The 16,069-nt window shown below is 74.1% G+C and carries 12 protein-coding genes and 1 tRNA gene; 7 read left to right on the forward strand and 6 right to left on the reverse strand.

The annotated features are described in order from the left end of the window. Positions 1 to 28: 28 nt before the first annotated feature. Both KOV94_RS07890 and KOV94_RS07895 read right to left on the reverse strand, forming a co-directional pair. Positions 29 to 553: a MarR family winged helix-turn-helix transcriptional regulator gene (locus tag KOV94_RS07890; protein ID WP_124344215.1), complete on the reverse strand. Its 525-nt coding sequence runs from the start codon at positions 551 to 553 to the stop codon at positions 29 to 31. 53 nt (positions 554 to 606) lie between these two features. Beyond that, complete coding sequence (locus KOV94_RS07895) at positions 607 to 1,218, reverse strand: TetR/AcrR family transcriptional regulator (RefSeq protein WP_124344214.1); 612 nt, start codon at positions 1,216 to 1,218, stop codon at positions 607 to 609. Positions 1,219 to 1,344: 126 nt separating this feature from the next. On the opposite strand from KOV94_RS07895, the gene KOV94_RS07900 reads away from it, so the two are divergent. From KOV94_RS07900 to pth, 5 genes are all read left to right on the forward strand, one after another. Next, a tRNA-Gln gene (locus tag KOV94_RS07900) sits at positions 1,345 to 1,416 on the forward strand. Between the two features lie 158 nt (positions 1,417 to 1,574). Beyond that, positions 1,575 to 3,230 (forward strand): bifunctional UDP-N-acetylglucosamine diphosphorylase/glucosamine-1-phosphate N-acetyltransferase GlmU, encoded by a 1,656-nt coding sequence (glmU, locus tag KOV94_RS07905; RefSeq protein WP_218051746.1) that lies wholly within the window; start codon positions 1,575 to 1,577, stop codon positions 3,228 to 3,230. Beyond that, positions 3,227 to 4,210 carry a ribose-phosphate diphosphokinase gene (locus KOV94_RS07910; RefSeq protein ID WP_124342936.1) on the forward strand — a complete coding sequence of 328 codons (984 nt, stop codon included), beginning with the start codon at positions 3,227 to 3,229 and terminating at the stop codon, positions 4,208 to 4,210. Before glmU ends, KOV94_RS07910 begins: the two co-directional genes overlap by 4 nt. A 423-nt stretch (positions 4,211 to 4,633) precedes the next feature. After that, a complete protein-coding gene (locus KOV94_RS07915; protein ID WP_218051747.1) occupies positions 4,634 to 5,263 on the forward strand; it encodes a 50S ribosomal protein L25/general stress protein Ctc in 630 nt (209 codons plus the stop codon). 85 nt (positions 5,264 to 5,348) lie between these two features. Beyond that, positions 5,349 to 5,969, forward strand: a complete 621-nt coding sequence (pth, locus tag KOV94_RS07920; protein WP_218051748.1) for an aminoacyl-tRNA hydrolase — start codon at positions 5,349 to 5,351, stop codon at positions 5,967 to 5,969. 103 nt (positions 5,970 to 6,072) lie between these two features. On the opposite strand, the gene KOV94_RS07925 is transcribed toward pth, so the two are convergent. The 4 genes from KOV94_RS07925 to KOV94_RS07940 form a co-directional block, all read right to left on the reverse strand. Continuing rightward, positions 6,073 to 8,280: a right-handed parallel beta-helix repeat-containing protein gene (locus KOV94_RS07925; protein WP_124342939.1), complete on the reverse strand. Its 2,208-nt coding sequence runs from the start codon at positions 8,278 to 8,280 to the stop codon at positions 6,073 to 6,075. 401 nt (positions 8,281 to 8,681) lie between these two features. Next, positions 8,682 to 10,304, reverse strand: coding sequence for a right-handed parallel beta-helix repeat-containing protein (locus tag KOV94_RS07930; RefSeq protein WP_124342940.1), 1,623 nt, complete (start codon positions 10,302 to 10,304; stop codon positions 8,682 to 8,684). 689 nt (positions 10,305 to 10,993) lie between these two features. Next, complete coding sequence (locus tag KOV94_RS07935) at positions 10,994 to 12,094, reverse strand: glycosyltransferase family 4 protein (protein WP_124342941.1); 1,101 nt, start codon at positions 12,092 to 12,094, stop codon at positions 10,994 to 10,996. After that, a complete protein-coding gene (locus tag KOV94_RS07940; RefSeq protein WP_218051749.1) occupies positions 12,091 to 13,020 on the reverse strand; it encodes a glycosyltransferase family 2 protein in 930 nt (309 codons plus the stop codon). The genes KOV94_RS07935 and KOV94_RS07940 overlap by 4 nt, the downstream gene beginning before the upstream one ends. 112 nt (positions 13,021 to 13,132) lie before the next feature. Between KOV94_RS07940 and KOV94_RS07945 the strand changes: the two genes are divergently transcribed. Continuing rightward, a complete protein-coding gene (locus tag KOV94_RS07945; RefSeq protein WP_218051750.1) occupies positions 13,133 to 14,245 on the forward strand; it encodes a glycosyltransferase family 4 protein in 1,113 nt (370 codons plus the stop codon). A gap of 185 nt (positions 14,246 to 14,430) precedes the next feature. After that, complete coding sequence (locus tag KOV94_RS07950; RefSeq protein WP_124342943.1) at positions 14,431 to 15,963, forward strand: sugar transferase; 1,533 nt, start codon at positions 14,431 to 14,433, stop codon at positions 15,961 to 15,963. Positions 15,964 to 16,069: the final 106 nt, after the last annotated feature.

Genomic DNA, 16,069 nt, shown 5'->3' on the forward strand with positions numbered 1-16,069 from the left:
CGGGGCCGGTCGGGCCGCCGTCATGCCCTCACGACGCGTCGAACGGTGCCACGACCTCACGCAGCAGGTCCGCGAGCCGCTGCCGGTCCGCCTCGTCGAGCTCGCCGAGCAGCCCGCGCTCGACGTCCAGCAGGTCCGCGAACGCGGCGTCGACCCGCGTCCGGCCCGCCTCCGTCAGCTGCACCAGCACACCGCGCCGGTCGTCCGGCGACGGCTGCCGCTCGACCAGACCGTGCTCGACGAGCCGGTCGATGCGGTTCGTCATGGTGCCGCTCGTCACGAGCGTCTGCGTGAGCAGCGCGCCAGGGGAGAGGCGGTAGGGGGCGCCCGCGCGGCGCAGCGCCGACAGGACGTCGAACTCCCACGTCTCCAGGTCGTGCCGCGCGAAGGCCCCGCGGCGGGCGAGGTCGAGGTGGCGCGCGAGCCGGCTCACGCGCGAGAGGACGGTCAGCGGGCGCACGTCGAGGTCCGGCCGCTCGCGCTCCCATGCGAGCACGATCCGGTCGACCTCGTCCTGCGCCCCGGGGTCGTCGGGCGCCGTCCCCGGCGTCATGAGCGCGAGATTACTCGACGTCGACACAACCGGACCGGGACCCGGGCGTGTCGTCACGCGACCGGCTCGGTGTTGCGCGTGAGCTCCGGGCGCCGCTCGAGCCCGGCCAGCCCGTTCCACGCGAGGTTCACGAGGTGCGCCGCGACCTCGGCCTTGCGCGGGCGGCGCGCGTCGAGCCACCACTGGCCCGTGAGCGCGACCATCCCGACCAGCATCTGCGCGTAGATCGGCGCGGTCCGCGGGTCGAGCCCCTGACTGCGGAACTGGTCGGCGAGCAGGTGCTCGACCTTCGTCGCGACGTCGCCGATGAGGCTCGAGAACGTGCCCGTCGCCTGCGCGACCGGCGAGTCGCGCACGAGGATCCGGAAGCCGTCCTCCGACGCCTCGATGTAGCTGAGCAGCGCGAGCGTCGTCCGCTCGACCAGCACCTTCGGGTGGCCGCCGCCCTCCAGGGCGCCCGTGAGCGCCCCGGTGAGGGCCGTGATCTCCCGGTCGACGACGACCGCGTAGATCCCCTCCTTGCCCCCGAAGTGCTCGTACACGACCGGCTTCGAGACCTCCGCGCGCGACGCGATCTCCTCGATGCTGGTCCCGTCGAAGCCCTTCTCGGCGAACAGGCGGCGGGAGACGTCGAGCAGCTGCGCACGACGTTCGGTCCCCGTCATGCGCGAGCGGGGTGCTCGCCTCGTCTCCGCAGCCACGGGGAACATCATGCCGTGTGCGCCCGCCGGGCCCGCCGTGGTCCGCCCCGCGGTCCCTGGCAGACTGTCGCCCCGACGGCACGGCGCCGGTCCGCCCTGGTGTAACGGCAGCACGCAGGCCTTTGGAGCCTTGCGGTCCAGGTTCGAATCCTGGGGGCGGAGCAGGGTGCACGACGGCACCGTGCGCGGCGCGTCCGGGGGGAGCGGTGCGCGCCGGCGGGACGGGCCGTCGGGACGCCCCGGACGCGGCGGTAGAGTGCAGGTGCCCACGGTCCCGCCGCCCGGAGTGCTCCGGGCAGACCCGCGAGGAGCACCCACAGGTGACGTTCCCCCGCCCGGCTGCCGTCGTCGTCCTCGCTGCTGGTGAGGGAACGCGGATGCGCTCGGCAACCCCCAAGGTCCTGCACACCCTCGCCGGCCGGAGCATGCTCGGCCACGCGCTCGCCACGGCGCGCGCGCTCGACCCCGGTCGGGTCGTCGTCGTGGTCCGCCACGGTCGCGAGGCCGTCGCGGCGCACGTCGCGGAGGTCGACCCGCAGGCGCTGCTCGCGGACCAGGACGACATCCCCGGCACCGGCCGCGCCGTCCAGGTCGCGATGTCGGCGCTCGACGCCGCCGCGCAGGCGCAGGCGGCCGGCGCGACCGGTCACGGCGTCGGTGAGCCCGGCTCCGCCGCGGGCGTGCTGCTCGACGGCGCGGTCGTCGTGGTCGCGGGCGACGTCCCGCTGCTCGACGCGGGCACGCTCGGCGAGCTGCTCGCCGCGCACCACGTGGACGGCAACGCCGTGACGGTCCTCACGACCGAGGTCGACGACCCGACCGGCTACGGCCGCATCCTGCGTGAGCCCGGCACGGGCGACGTGCTCGGCATCGTCGAGCAGAGGGACGCGGACGACGAGCAGCGCGCGATCACCGAGATCAACTCGTCGATCTACGTGTTCGACGCGGCGGTGCTGCGCGGCGCGCTCGGCCGGCTCGGTCGCGACAACGCGCAGGGCGAGGTCTACCTGACGGACGTGCTGGCGATCGCCCGCGCCGACGGGCGCCACGTCCGGGCGCTGCGGACGGACGACCCCGTGATCGTCGAGGGCGTGAACGACCGCGTGCAGCTCGCGCGGCTGCGGGCGGAGCTCAACCGCCGGATCCTCGAGGACTGGATGCGCGACGGCGTGACCGTCGTCGACCCGGCGACGACGTGGGTCGACGTGGACGTCGAGCTCGAGCGCGACGTCACGCTGCTGCCGGGCACGCAGCTGCACGGTGCGACGGTCGTCCGCGAGGGCGCGACGGTCGGCCCGGACACGACGCTCACGAGCGTCGAGGTCGGCCCCCGCGCGACGGTGAGCCGCACGCACGGCGAGCTCGCGGTGATCGGCGAGGGCGCGAGCGTCGGCCCGTTCGCCTACCTGCGGCCCGGCACGGTGCTCGGCACCGACGGCAAGATCGGCACGTTCGTCGAGACGAAGAACGCGCAGATCGGCACGGGCTCGAAGGTCCCGCACCTGTCCTACGTGGGTGACGCGACGATCGGCGAGCACACGAACATCGGCGCCGCGTCGGTGACCGTCAACTACGACGGCGTCAACAAGCACCGCACGACGATCGGCTCGCACGCCCGCACGGGCGCGGACAACATGTTCGTCGCGCCCGTCACGGTGGGTGACGGCGCGTACACGGGTGCGGGCAGCGTGATCCGGCGCGACGTCCCGCCCGGCGCCCTCGCGGTGTCCGCGGGCTCGCAGCGCAACATCGAGGGCTGGGTCGTGCGCGCCCGGGCCGGCACGGCCGCCGCCGACGCCGCCGCGCGTGCCGGTGTCGGCGCGGCCGACGAGCTGTCCCCGCAGGCGCGCGCCGAGCGCGAGCGCGCCGCCCAGGCCGCCAGCGGCCCGCGTCAGACGCCCCCGCCCGACCTGCCCGACCAGCCCACCCCGCTCGCCGACCCGGCCGGCACGACCCCTGAGGAGTCGGCGCGATGACCGGCATCGTCTCGAACGACGGCGAGAAGCGCCTCGTGCTCGTCTCCGGACGCGCGCACACCGAGCTCGCGACGGACGTCGCGGAGCACCTGGGCATCGAGCTCGTGCCGACGACGGCCTACGACTTCGCGAACGGCGAGATCTACACCCGGTTCGGCGAGTCGGTGCGCGGGTCGGACGCGTTCGTCCTGCAGTCGCACGCCCGGCCGATCAACCAGTGGATCATGGAGCAGCTGCTCATGGTCGACGCCCTCAAGCGGGCGTCCGCGAAGACGATCACCGTCGTCGCGCCCTTCTACGGCTACGCGCGCCAGGACAAGAAGCACCGCGGTCGCGAGCCGATCTCGGCCCGCCTGCTGGCGGACCTGTTCAAGACGGCCGGCGCGGACCGCCTCATGAGCGTCGACCTGCACACCGCGCAGATCCAGGGCTTCTTCGACGGCCCGGTCGACCACCTGTGGGCGATGCCGACGCTCATCGACTACGTGCGCACGCGCGTCGACTCGTCGAACGTCACGGTCGTCTCGCCCGACGCCGGCCGCATCCGCGTCGCGGAGCAGTGGGCGGCGAAGCTCGGCGGGGCGCCCCTGGCGTTCGTGCACAAGACGCGTGACATCCGCAGCCCCAACAAGACGGTCGCGAACCGCGTCGTCGGCGAGGTCGAGGGCCGGTCGTGCGTGCTCGTCGACGACCTCATCGACACGGGCGGCACGATCGCCGGCGCGGTGCGCGTGCTGCTCGACGCGGGTGCGAAGGACGTCATCGTCGCCGCGACCCACGGCGTCCTGTCGCACCCGGCGGCCGAGCGCCTGCAGGAGAGCGGCGCGCGTGAGGTGATCGTCACGGACTCGCTGCCGATCGAGGACGAGACGCGCTTCGAGAAGCTCACGGTCCTGTCGATCGCACCGCTGATCGCGCGCGCGATCCGCGAGGTCTTCGACGACGGCTCGGTGACGTCGCTCTTCGACGGCAACGCCTGACCTGCACCGACGGCCCCGGACCTGCGCGCGACGCGGGTCCGGGGCCGTCGCCGTGCCCGGCCCCGCACGACGTCCCGGGCACGGTCGCCGGGTGTGGTGACCGGGCGGTCACCCGGTCGTGGGCCGGCCGGGGGGAGTTGGGGATGGGTGCCGCCAGCGGGTAAGATCGTCAGGTTGCCTCGGCGAGGGACGTCGGACGGTCGTACGACGTGGCCCAGGTGCGGTGGAGGTCCACCGCCCGGGTCGCACGGCCGCCCCGCTCCGTGATCGACTGGGCGCACGCCTCCGCGTGCCCGTCCTGCGCCCCGCGTCGAGGCCACCACCCACGCCGTTCGTCACGTGCCGCCGCCCCGGTGGCGGCACCGTCATCTCACCGTCACCCCGTCCGCGCCCGGTCGCGGACGCCTGCTCCTGGGAGTCACCGTGTCCGAGGTCAAGCTCGTCGCCACCGCCCGCACCGAGTTCGGCAAGGGCGCCGCCCGCCGCCTGCGCCGCGCCCACCAGATCCCCGCCGTCCTGTACGGGCACGGCTCGGACCCGGTCCACGTGTCCCTCCCGGGCCACGAGACGATGCTCGCGGTCAAGCACGCGAACGCGCTCTTCGAGATCGAGCTCGACGGCAAGACCACCCTCGCGCTGGCCAAGGACGTCCAGATCGAGCCGGTGCGCAACGTCATCGAGCACGTCGACCTGCTCATCGTGAAGAAGGGCGAGAAGGTCTCCGTCGAGGTGCCCGTGCACGTCGTCGGCGAGTCCGCGCCCGGCACGATCCACGTCGTCGAGACGCAGGCCGTGTCCCTCGAGGCCGAGGCGACGCACCTGCCGCAGAACGTCGAGGTCGACATCGCGGGCCTCGAGGCCGGTGCGATCGTCCACGCCGGCGACATCACGCTGCCGAAGGGCGCGACGCTCGTCACCGACGCCGAGGCGATCGTGCTGACCGTCTCGCAGCCGCAGGCGTCGGCCGACGACATCGCCGCCGACGAGGCCGCTGCCGAGCTCGCCGCCGAGCAGTCGGCCGCCTCCGCCGCGGACGCCCCGGCCGAGGCCTGAGCCTCCAGCACCACCCGCGACGCCCGGTACCGTTCCTGCGGTGCCGGGCGTCGTCGTTCGTCCGACCTCGACGCAGGGAGCGTTCATGACCGACGGACCGTGGCTCGTCGTGGGTCTCGGCAACCCCGGGCCGCAGTACGCGGGCAACCGGCACAACGTGGGCCAGATGGTCCTCGACGAGCTCGCGCGCCGCACGGGCGCGTCGTTCGGCGGCAGGGGTGGCGGCGTGCTGTCGCGCCGGCCCCAGGCCGCCGTCGCCGAGGCCCGGCTCGGGACGCTCCCGGGCGGGGTACCCGGTCCGCGCGTGATCCTCGCGAAGCCGACGACGTACATGAACGTGTCGGGCGGGCCGGTGGCGGCGCTCGCGACGTACTACGGCGTGCCCGTCGAGCGGGTCGTCATGGTGCACGACGAGCTCGACATCCCGTTCGCGGACGTGCGGCTCAAGCGTGGCGGCGGAGAGGGCGGGCACAACGGTCTGCGTGACACGACGAAGGCGCTCGGGTCGAAGGACTACGTGCGGGTGCGCGTCGGCGTGGGCCGGCCGCCGGGCCGGATGGACCCCGCCGACTTCGTGCTGCGGGACTTCGCGAAGCCGGAGCTCAAGGACCTGCCGTGGCTGGTCGACGCGGCGGCGGACGCCGTGGAGGCGGTCGTGGTCGAGGGGCTCGAGAAGGCGCAGCTGCGCTTCCACACCAAGGCCTGACCGCGGGCCGTGCGGCGGCGTCCGCCGTACCGCCGCGCGCCTGGACGTGACCGAGGCCGGCACCCCGTCGATCGGGTGCCGGCCTCGGTCGTCCGCGCTGCCGTCAGTCGCCGCGTGAGACGCTCACGGGGCTGCCGTCGGTCCACGTGTTGCGCGCCACGGTCAGCACCTTGGTCGTGCTCGACGGGGCGATGATCGCGCAGTTCGCGACGCGCTGGTCGCGCGTGAACACGTTGTCGGTGATGACGACGCCCTGGAACGCGCCCTTGCCCTTCTCGGCGAAGTTCACGGTGCACCCGCCGCCGCCGGCCCAGTTCTTGGAGATCGTCACGTTCGAGACGACGCCCTGGTCCTGCGTGAACTGGATGCCGCTGTTGGTCGCGTCCTCGATGGTGTTGCCGACGATGGTGATGTTGGACCCGGCCTGGATCTGCACGGTGTCGTCGTGGCTCGGGGTGTTGTTCTGCAGCGGGTCCTTCTCGTAGTGCAGGTTGTCGTGCAGCCAGGACGACTCGATCGTCACGTTGCCGCCCGTGAGGTGGAAGACGTCGATCACGTCGTGGATGTTGCTGCGGCGCACGGTGATGTTCGAGCCGCGCACACCGTCGATGTGGGCGGACGGTGCCTGCGCGTAGAGCTCGCTGTCCTGGATCAGCACGCTCGCACCGCTCGTGTTGTTGGTGACGAGCGCGCGCTGGATGGTCGTCGCGTAGCCGCGGATGATCGAGTTCTTGATCGTCACGTTGGGCGCGGCGATCTTGACGAAGCCGCGGATGTCGAGCGAGTCGACGACCGCTCCGGGCGTGGTGACCGTGAGGTCGCCCTCGTGCACCGTCAGCCGCGTGCCGGCGGGGACGCCCGTGTTCGAGGCGCCGGGCTTGGCCGAGCCGGGTGCCGCCGTCGTCTGCGGCTTGGGCGTCGGCGTCGCCGTGGGGGCCGCGGTCGGCTTGGGCGTGGCGGTCGCGGTCGGCGTGGCCGTCGGGGTCGGCGTCGGGGTCGCGGTGGGCGTCGGCGTGGGGGTCACGGTGGGCGTGGGCGTCCGCGTCGGGGGCGGCACGGTGACGCCGCCGGGGCCGACGACGTACCCGACGACCTCGGGCGTGACGCGCACGCTCGCGTCGGTCGACGTGAGCGTGATGGTGTCGCGCGCCGAGCCGCCGAGCGGGACGAGCGCCTGGTTGCGCGCGGGCGCGTCGGGCGACGCGACGAGGAAGGACGTCTCGCGGCACTCGTCGGAGGCGGCGGTGCCCGGGCACGCGCTCACGCTGGTCGGGCGCCACGCTCCCTTGGCGGTCAGGCGGACCTGGACGGCGGTCGCGTTGGCGGGGACGTCGTCGAGCCGGAGCGACGTGCTCGCGCCGGACCTCACGACCGTCGCGCCGAGCGTGTCGGGCTCCTCGAGCGTCTGGAGGTTGCCGCCGGTGCTGCTGACGGTCCGGGCGACGTACCAGCCGTCGACGTCGACCGCGACGGTGTGATCGCCCTGCTGGTTGAAGAGCTGGAGGGTCCCGCCCGCGCCGAGGCGGACGACGAGCGACGCCTGCCGTGCGCGTTCCGGGATCGGGTTGAGCACCGACGTCGCGGCGCACGTCGCGGCGGTCTGGCCCTGGGGGCAGACGGCGACGTAGGACGTCTCGGTGCTGGCGGTCGACGTGAGGCGCAGGGCGACGGCGGTCGCGCCCTTCGGCGCCTCGGGTACGGCGACGGTCGTGGTGCCCCGGCCCGAGACGGTGGTCTCGAGCACGCGGTGCGGGTCGACGGGCACGTACAGCGAGTCCTCGGCCGCGGAACCCTTGGAGGCGTCGACGCCGAACCCGTGCAGGTCGGCGAACACGCGGGTGTCGGCGCTCGCCTGGAGCGTGACGGTCGGGTGGGCGGCGCTCACGGGCACGGAGACCGTCGCGGACGCGGGCTCCTCGGCCGTGACGACGAGCGCGGGGGCGGCGGTGCAGGCGTCGGTCACCGCGGTGCCGGGGCAGACGGAGACGCGGGTGGTCGCCGCGGTCGTGCGGGCGGCGGTGACCTGCAGCGTCGCGGACGTCGCGCCCGCCGGGACCGCGGGGAGCGTGACGGTGACGGTGCCGCCGGCGGCGAGCGTCGTGCCGGAGAGCACGCGGTCCGGGGCGACGGGGCGGTAGACGCCGATGGGCGCGGACTCCGCGGGGGCGATGATCGCGACGACGAGGGCGACGGCGAGTGCGGCGGCGGAGGCGACCGTGGTGACGAGGCGCCGCGTCGGTGCGGCCGCCCGTGGGCGGCGTGCTGCGCGGTGGGTCGGCGGGTGCTGCGTCTCGCTGTGTCGTCCTCGCACGGGCGGTCTCCGAAGGTCGGGGCCAGGTCGTCGAGCGGCGATCCGACAGGGTCCGTCACGGGTGGGAGCACCCGTTCGTGGAGGGTCCTGCCGTGCCCGCGAGAGCCCGGGCCTGCGACTTCGTCGCGTAGACGGCCCTGGCTCGCCGCGCACGCCGACTATAGGAGAAACACCCATTCGGCGGAATCACGGCGTCTCGGACACCCGTCCCGCACGCCGTGACCTGTTCGTGACCTGCGTCGGGACCGCGGGGCAACGGATCTCGACATGTGGGACGTCTTCACCCGGCCGTCCTGAGCCACCACGGACGGAGCCCGCCCCGGGGTGTCCGGGGCGGGCTCCGTCGTGCTCCTGCGCGGGCCCGGTGGGACCGGCGCAGCCGGGGTGTGCAGAAGGGCTGGTCAGCTGCCCTTGCGGACCGAGGCGACGACGCCGTCGGTGAAGTAGTTGTTCGAGGTCGTGACGACCGTGGTGGTCGGCGAGATGATCGCGCAGTTGTAGTTCTTGGTCGTGCGCCCGAACTTGTTGTCCTTGACGGTGATGCCCTGGAAGGGGCCCTTGCCCTTCTCGGCGAGGTTCACGGTGCAGCCGCCGCCGTCGAGCATGTTCTTGTCGATGGTGACGTTGGAGACGGTGCCCTGGTCCTGGGTGAACTGGATGCCGGTGTTGAAGGCGCCCGAGATGTTGTTGCCGACGATCCGCATGTTGTTGCCCTTCTGGATCTGGATGCTGTCGTCGTGGCTCGGGGTGTTGTTCTGCGCGGGGTCGACCTCGTAGTGCAGGTTGTCGTGCAGGTAGGAGGCCTCGATGGTGACGTTGTCGCCGTAGATGTGGGCCATGTCGATGACGTCGTGCAGGTTCACGCGCTTGAGCGTGAAGTTGTAGCCGCGCACGCCGTCGACCCAGGGGCCGGGGACGGAGTTGTAGAGCTCGGAGTCGACGACCGTGACCGACGCCGTGGAGGACGCGCTCGTGACGAGCGCGGTCTGCGTCGAGGTCGCGCGGCCGCGGATGATCGAGTTCTTGATCGTCACGTTCGACGCCGCGACCTTGACGAAGCCGCGCACGTCGAGCCCGTCGATCACGGTGTTCGGCGTCGTGATGGTCAGGTCGCCGTTGTGCACGGTGAGCTTGGTGCCGTTCGGGACGCCCGTGGTCGTGGCGTCGGGGACGTACGTGCCGACGGCACCCGGGGCGACGGGCGCGGGGACCGACGCCTCGGTCGACGTGGCGCGCACGTCGGCGACGCGGACCGTGATGGGGGCGTTCGTCACGGACGATCCGGTGTAGCCGGCGAACGCGATGCCGCCGGGGGCCTGCAGGGCCGCGGTGCTGTCGGTCGCGGTGAGCTGCCAGTCGGCGGGCTCGGTCGCGGTCGTCGACCAGACCTTCGCCTTGAGCGTGGTGGGCGCGGTGCCGGTGACGACCAGGCGCACGTTGAGCTGCTTGCCGGCCGTGCCCAGGCCCATGAGGGTCTGCGAGGAGAGCGTCGTGACGGTCGAGCCGTTCACGCTGATCAGCGACGCGCGGATGTTGCCGTCGGCCAGCACCTTCGCGCGCAGGCGGTAGGCCGCGGTGGCCGAGACGTTGCGGCCCGTGACGTCGGCGTCGACGGCACCGCCGACCGGCGCCTTGTCGAGGCTGACCACCGCACGGAGGTCGGTGTCGGTCGACTTCACGGTCGGCAGCGAGGAGCTGAGCTGCCAGCCGGCCTTGCGCACGGCCATGCTCGCGGTGCCGTTGGCGACGGTGTAGTCGGTCGCGTCGCCGCCGGCGGCGGCCCACGCCCCACCCGTGGTCGCGGTGCCCCAGCCGCCCTGCACCGTGCGCCCGAACGCGTCGACGGCGACGGTCTTCGGGGCGGTGGTGGTCGCGGCGAGCGACTGGGCGCTGCTGGTGTAGTCGGGCGTCGTCGCGGAGGCCGGGACCGCGAGGCTCACGAGGCCCACGGAGAGCGCACCGGTGAGCACCGCGAGGGCGGCGCGGCGGACCGGCGCGGAGGTGTGCAGGCGTGCGGAAGACATGCGAAAACTCCTCGGGGTATGAGAGTCGCTGGGGCCCTCGACCGGGTCGGGTCGTGGCCGGGGCAGGAGCCCTGGTGGTACCTGCGGGCTGCCTGGCCCGCGGTTCGCGACGCCACTCAACTTATCGGCGGGATTCCGCCGGACTTGGGCCGCTGGTCCCGACTTTATGTCAGCCGTTATGTCCCGAAGTGCGCGTGCGGCGACATCCGACATTCCCTGACCTGTGCCTTCACCGGCGAATGTCCGGATTGCCCGGGGTGACAAGTTTTCCAGGTGAGTTATGTCACAGGTGCGTCGCGTTTCGCCCACCCTGGTACCAATCGGACGAAATCGTTATCGATGCTGTCACCCGAACGGCCCTGGCCGGGCGTCGGGGCGGGTGCGGCGGGGCCCCGCCGGCGCGCTCTCCGGGTCGCCGCGCTCCGCCGCCCGGGGGAGTGGGCGCACCCGCGCGGCGTGCTTCTGCTAGGCGTGCGCGAGGGGGTGAAACCGCGCGTGCGCGACCGGCGGGGAGGGCCGGACGGGTGAACGCCTCGTCACGCGTCCAGGTGACGGACGGTCGTCCCGTCCAGCGGACGTGGACGGTCGGCGCGCCGCGACGGCCCGAAGGCGGGCCGCCTGCGACGAGACGGGGCGCGCTCGGCGCACGGAGGTGGTCCGGACGGGGCCGTTGCCGGCAGGACCGGCGGTCAGCGCGCGGCGGTCTCCCGGGGGGCGACCGCGCGACGCAGCGCCGCGACCAGCTCGTCGGCCGACCGGTCCCACCCGAACGCCTCCACGTGTCGGCGCGCCGCGTCGGCGTCGAGCACGAGCCGGCCCGCGAAGGCGTCCGTGAGGTGCGCGGCGAACGCGGCCGCGGCGTCCGGCGCCGCGAGGTCGACGTAGGTGCACGCCGCGCCCCCGGCCTCCGGGATGGCGGTCGCGTCGGACGCGACGACCGGGGTCCCCACGGCGAGCGCCTCGAGCACCGGGATGCCCCACCCCTCGCCCCGGCTCGGGAACAGGAACACGGTCGCGTGCCGGTACAGCTCCCACAGCTCGTCCTGCGGCACGTCGCTCAGGTGGACGGCGCGCGGCTCGGCGGCGAGGCGCGCGAGCGTCGCCGGGTCCTCGAAGTCGTCGCGCCCGACGACCACCAGACGCACGTCGGGGTCCTCGACCCGCGCGAACGCGTCGAGCGCGAGCGCGAGGTTCTTGCGCGGCTCCAGGCGCCCGACCATGAGCGCGTACCGCGTCCCGGCCGGCACCTGAGGAGGCAGCGTGGCGCTCGACGGCGGAGGCGGCTCGACGCCGTTGTGCACGAGCAGGACGTCCTCCGTGCGCCGGCCGTAGACGCGCGCGATCTGCGACCGCGAGTACTCCGACACCGTGGCGACCGTCCCCGCGCGCCGGGCCGACCAGCCCACCAGCAGCTTGTTGCGCCAGCGTGTCCCGCGGCCGAAGAACTCCGGGTGGGTCTCGAACAGCACGTCGTGCACCACGACGAGCTGACGGTCCGGGTGGCGCGGCGGGCTGAAGTACTGCGTCACCAGCACGTCGAGGCGGTCCTCGCGCATCGCGCGCGGCCAGAAGCGGAGGTTGCGGCCGACCGGCCCGCCGGGGGGCAGCACGCGGTGCTCGACCTCGACGTCGCCGAGCATCGCCGCCGTCCGCGCGGGGTCACCCGAGTACACGACGAAGGCGAGGTCGGGCGCGAGCGCCGGAGCGCGTCGCAGCGTCTCGAGCACCCACGTCCGCGTGCCCTGGAACTTGCCGTCGAGCACGTGGGCGTCGACCCCGACCCGCGTCACGCGGCCACCTCCGTCCGTCGTGCGCGCGCCACGGGGCGCACCAGGGCGCGCACCGCCCAGCCGACGCCCTCCGCGGAACCGCGGACGACCGCCCCCACCGGGCGCACGGGCCGCATCAGCTGCCGCCGCCCGCCGCGCAGCAGCACCTGCCACGCGTACGCGGGCGTGCGCCACAGCCAGCGGCGGACGTCGGCCGGGGGCAGGTTCTTCGCCGCGAACACGAGCCGGTTGCGGCAGTTGTAGCGGTAGTACGTCGGCGACTTCGCGCGGGACCCGGCCGTCTCCTGCGTGCCGCCGACGTCGTGCACGACGACCAGGTCGTGCCGGACCTCCAGCGTGCCGCCGGCCGCCGTCCAGCGCGCCGACAGGTCGACGTCCTCCCAGTAGAGGAAGTAGTCGTCGTCGAACCCGCCCACGCGCGTCCACTCGTCGACGTCCGCCGCGAGGCACGCGCCCGACAGCCACCCCGTCGTCTGCGGGCCCGCGGGCGCCTCCACGTTGCGCGTCCGGGCGCCGGCGACGTCGAGCGCGCCGCCCGTGAACCACGGACGGCCGTCCGGCCGGAGCACGCGCGGCGACACCAGGGTCCCGGGGGACGTGGCGACGGCGTCGGCGAGCGCGGCGAGCACCGCGGCCGTGACGCGCGCATCGGGGTTCACGACGACGACGGACGTGCAGCCGAGCGCCGCGGCCCGCGCCACGCCCGTGTCGACCGCAGCGCCGAACCCCGCGTTCGTCGGGTTCTCGACCAGCTCCCAGCCGTGCTCGGCGGCGACCGCGCGCACGTCGGAGCGCTCGCGCGGACCCTTGAAGTTGTCGACGACCACCACCGCGGCCGGTCGGCGCAGGGCGGCGACGTCGACGTCGGCGAGGTTCGCGCGCAGCAGCGAGGCGGAGCCGTAGCTCACCACGACGATCCCGAGCACGGACGAACGCTATCTTGTCGCACACCCCGCGACGGCGGCCGGGAGCGGGTGAGACCGCAGGCCGGACGGCCCTCCGGCCCCGCGGGGTCACCCGGACGACGAGGAGAGACCCGTGACGACAGCGAGCGCCGCAGGCACCGGCCGCACCGCGCTGCCGCGCGTCCGGCTCTACGAGACGCTGCGCACCGCGCACCTCGAGCGGGCCCACGAGCTCGCGCCCGCCTCGATCGTCTACCGGCGGCGTCGCTACGACTTCGACACGGCGCTCGCGCGCGGGCTCGACCTCGTCGAGGCGGGGCCCGCCCGCGCGGCGTGGGTGCTCGCGCGGTCCGACGTGCGCGAGGTCGAGGTCAACGAGCCCCTCATGGTGTCGAGCCTGCGGCGGTCCGCGCTCGCGCTCACGGCCGTCGACCTGTCGCGGCGCGTCCGGCGCCGGCCCCGCGCCCTCGTCGTCACCTACGCCATCGCGAACGACGACCCCTTCCGCCCGCCCGCGCGTCCCGGACCCGCCGGCCGCGCCCGGCGCTGGCTCGACGCGCGCCTGATCGCGCGCGTCGCAGGCCGCGTCGACCGCGTCGTGTTCGGGACGCCCGCCGCGCAGGAGCTCTACGAGGCGCGGGTCCCCGCGCTGCGGGGCGCGGACCAGGTGCTGCTGCCCGCGCTGCCCACGGCGTGCGCGTGCGGACCGCTGGACGGCAAGGACCCCGACGCGGTGCTGTTCGTCGGCGCGTTCGAGGAGCGCAAGGGCGTGCGTGAGCTGCTCGCGGCCTGGCCCGCGGTCGTCGCGGCGCACCCGGGGGCGCGGCTCGCGCTCGTCGGCAAGGGCCCGCTCCTGGACGAGGTGCGGGCGGCCGTGGCCGACCGGCCCGAGGTCACGGTCGTGGTCGACCCGCCGCGCGCGGAGGTGCACGCCCACCAGCGTCGGGCCGCCGTCGCGGTGCTGCTGTCGCGGCGGACGCGGACGTGGCGCGAGCAGGTCGGGCTGCCGGTCGTCGAAGGGCTCGCGCACGGCTGCGCGGTGCTCGCGACGACCGAGACGGGGCTCGCCGCGTGGCTCGCGGACCACGGTCACGGGGTCGTGGCGCCCGACGCGCCGCCCGCCGAGGTCGCCGCCGCGCTCGTCGACCTCCTCGCGTCGCGCCGCCCGGTGGCGTCGGTCCTGGCCGACCTGCCGGACGTCGACGGCCGGCTCGCCGCGGACGCCTGGCTGCTGCGCGCGCGCTGACCTGGACGGACACCCTGCACACGCGGAGAGCGCTGCCCGGAGGGGGCCGGCACCGGGTGAACACGATCGGGTGTGAGTCAGGGCACAGTGGGGCGCACGGGTGAAAAGCGGCCGAGCGTGATGAATCAGACATACACCCCGTATTACGTTCATCCACAGTTCTCGCACGAGGGGGGTGGGTGTTCATGACGCTGACAGCCGGGCACGGGTCCGAACGGACCGACGCGTGGCTCGAGCGGCGCCGACCCGCCAAGTTCCCCCGACGCTCGTGGGCGTCCCCGGAGCCGTTCGTGCGCCGGGCGACCGAGCACAACTCCGGCGAGGACGCGCTCGGCGCGCTCCCGTGGGTGCACAGCGCGTCCGGCTACCAGCGCGTGACAGTCGCCATCGACGCGATCGCGGTCGGCGCGGGCGTGACCGCGGCCGCGGCTCTCGGCGGGGACTCGTGGTCCTCCGCCCTGCTCCTCGGCGGGCTGTCCGCCGTCGCGCTGCCCGTCACGGTCGCCGCGATGCGCGGCTACGAGCGACACAACCTGGGCGACGGTCCGGGCGAGTTCCAGGTGCTGCTGCGCTCGTCGGTGCTGCTCGCGGCACTCGTCATGGCCATCGCCTACCTCACGACGCTGCCCGTCCCGCGTGAGGTCGTCCTCGTCGGCGTCCCCGTCGCGGCCGCCGCGGCGTGCACCGCGCGCTACGTGCACCGCCGGTTCCTGCACGCCCGACGCAACCGCGGGCAGGCGATGATGCGGACGATCGTGGTCGGCGACACCGTGGCCGTCGCCGACGTGATCGACGACCTCGGCCTCGCGCCCTACCACGGCTACCTCGTGATCGGCACGTGCCTGTCCGACGTCGAGCCCGAGACCGAGGTGCCGGTCCCGACGCTCGGGGCGCTCGCCGACATCCCGCAGATCGTGTCCGACTACGCCGTGTCGGTCGTCGTCGTCGCGGGTAACGCGCTGAGCGGGCAGGCCCTGCGCCGCCTGTCGTGGGCGCTGCGCCGCGCGGGTGCCGAGCTCGTCGTCGCGCCCGGACTCGTCGAGGTCGCGCAGGAGCGCGTCAGCGTGCACCCGACGGCCGGCCTGTCGCTGCTCCGGCTCGAGATCGAGCCCCCGCGGCGGCGCCTGGTCGCCAAGGCGGTCATGGACCGCGTGCTCGGCCTCGTGGCCCTCACGCTCGTCGCGCCGGTCATCCTCGTGGCCGCGCTCGCGGTGCGGCTCACGTCGCCCGGACGTGCCTTCTACACGCAGACGCGTGTCGGCGTCGACGGGCGCGAGTTCACGATCTGGAAGCTGCGCAGCATGTACCGCGACGCCGACCGGCGCCGCGCCGAGCTGCTCGACAGCAGCGACCGCGACGGGCTCATGTTCAAGATGGCGCGCGACCCGCGGGTCACGCCCGTCGGGCGCGTCCTGCGCCGGTTCTCGCTCGACGAGCTCCCGCAGTTCTACAACGTGGTCCGCGGCGACATGTCGCTCGTCGGCCCGCGCCCGCCGCTGCGCGAGGAGGTGCTCGGCTACCACGACGCCGTCCACCAGCGCCTGCGCGTCAAGCCCGGCATCACGGGGCTGTGGCAGGTCAGCGGCCGCTCCGACCTGCCGTGGGACGAGTCGATCCGGCTCGACCTGCGCTACGTCGACAACTGGTCCGTGACGATGGACCTCATGATCCTGTGGAAGACGTTCCGCGCCGTGGTCACCGGCGCCGGCGCGTACTGACGCAGCGCCGCCCGCACCGCGGCGAGCTCACCGGTCCGGTCGCGGCCGGAACGGACACAGACGGACGACCCGGACGGCGGTACCCGCCGCGCCCGCGGCGAGGGAT

Origin of the sequence: Cellulomonas algicola, from assembly GCF_019024305.1 — a bacterium.
GTDB lineage: Bacteria > Actinomycetota > Actinomycetes > Actinomycetales > Cellulomonadaceae > Cellulomonas > Cellulomonas algicola.

Coding starts and splice junctions, on each gene's coding strand:
- KOV94_RS07895 (WP_124344214.1), bottom strand. CDS start 1,218: ATGACGGGGACCGAACGTCGTGCGCAGCTGCTCGACGTCTCCCGCCGC.
- KOV94_RS07910 (WP_124342936.1), top strand. CDS start 3,227: ATGACCGGCATCGTCTCGAACGACGGCGAGAAGCGCCTCGTGCTCGTC.
- KOV94_RS07890 (WP_124344215.1), bottom strand. CDS start 553: ATGACGCCGGGGACGGCGCCCGACGACCCCGGGGCGCAGGACGAGGTC.
- pth (WP_218051748.1), top strand. CDS start 5,349: ATGACCGACGGACCGTGGCTCGTCGTGGGTCTCGGCAACCCCGGGCCG.
- KOV94_RS07950 (WP_124342943.1), top strand. CDS start 14,431: ATGACGCTGACAGCCGGGCACGGGTCCGAACGGACCGACGCGTGGCTC.
- KOV94_RS07930 (WP_124342940.1), bottom strand. CDS start 10,304: ATGTCTTCCGCACGCCTGCACACCTCCGCGCCGGTCCGCCGCGCCGCC.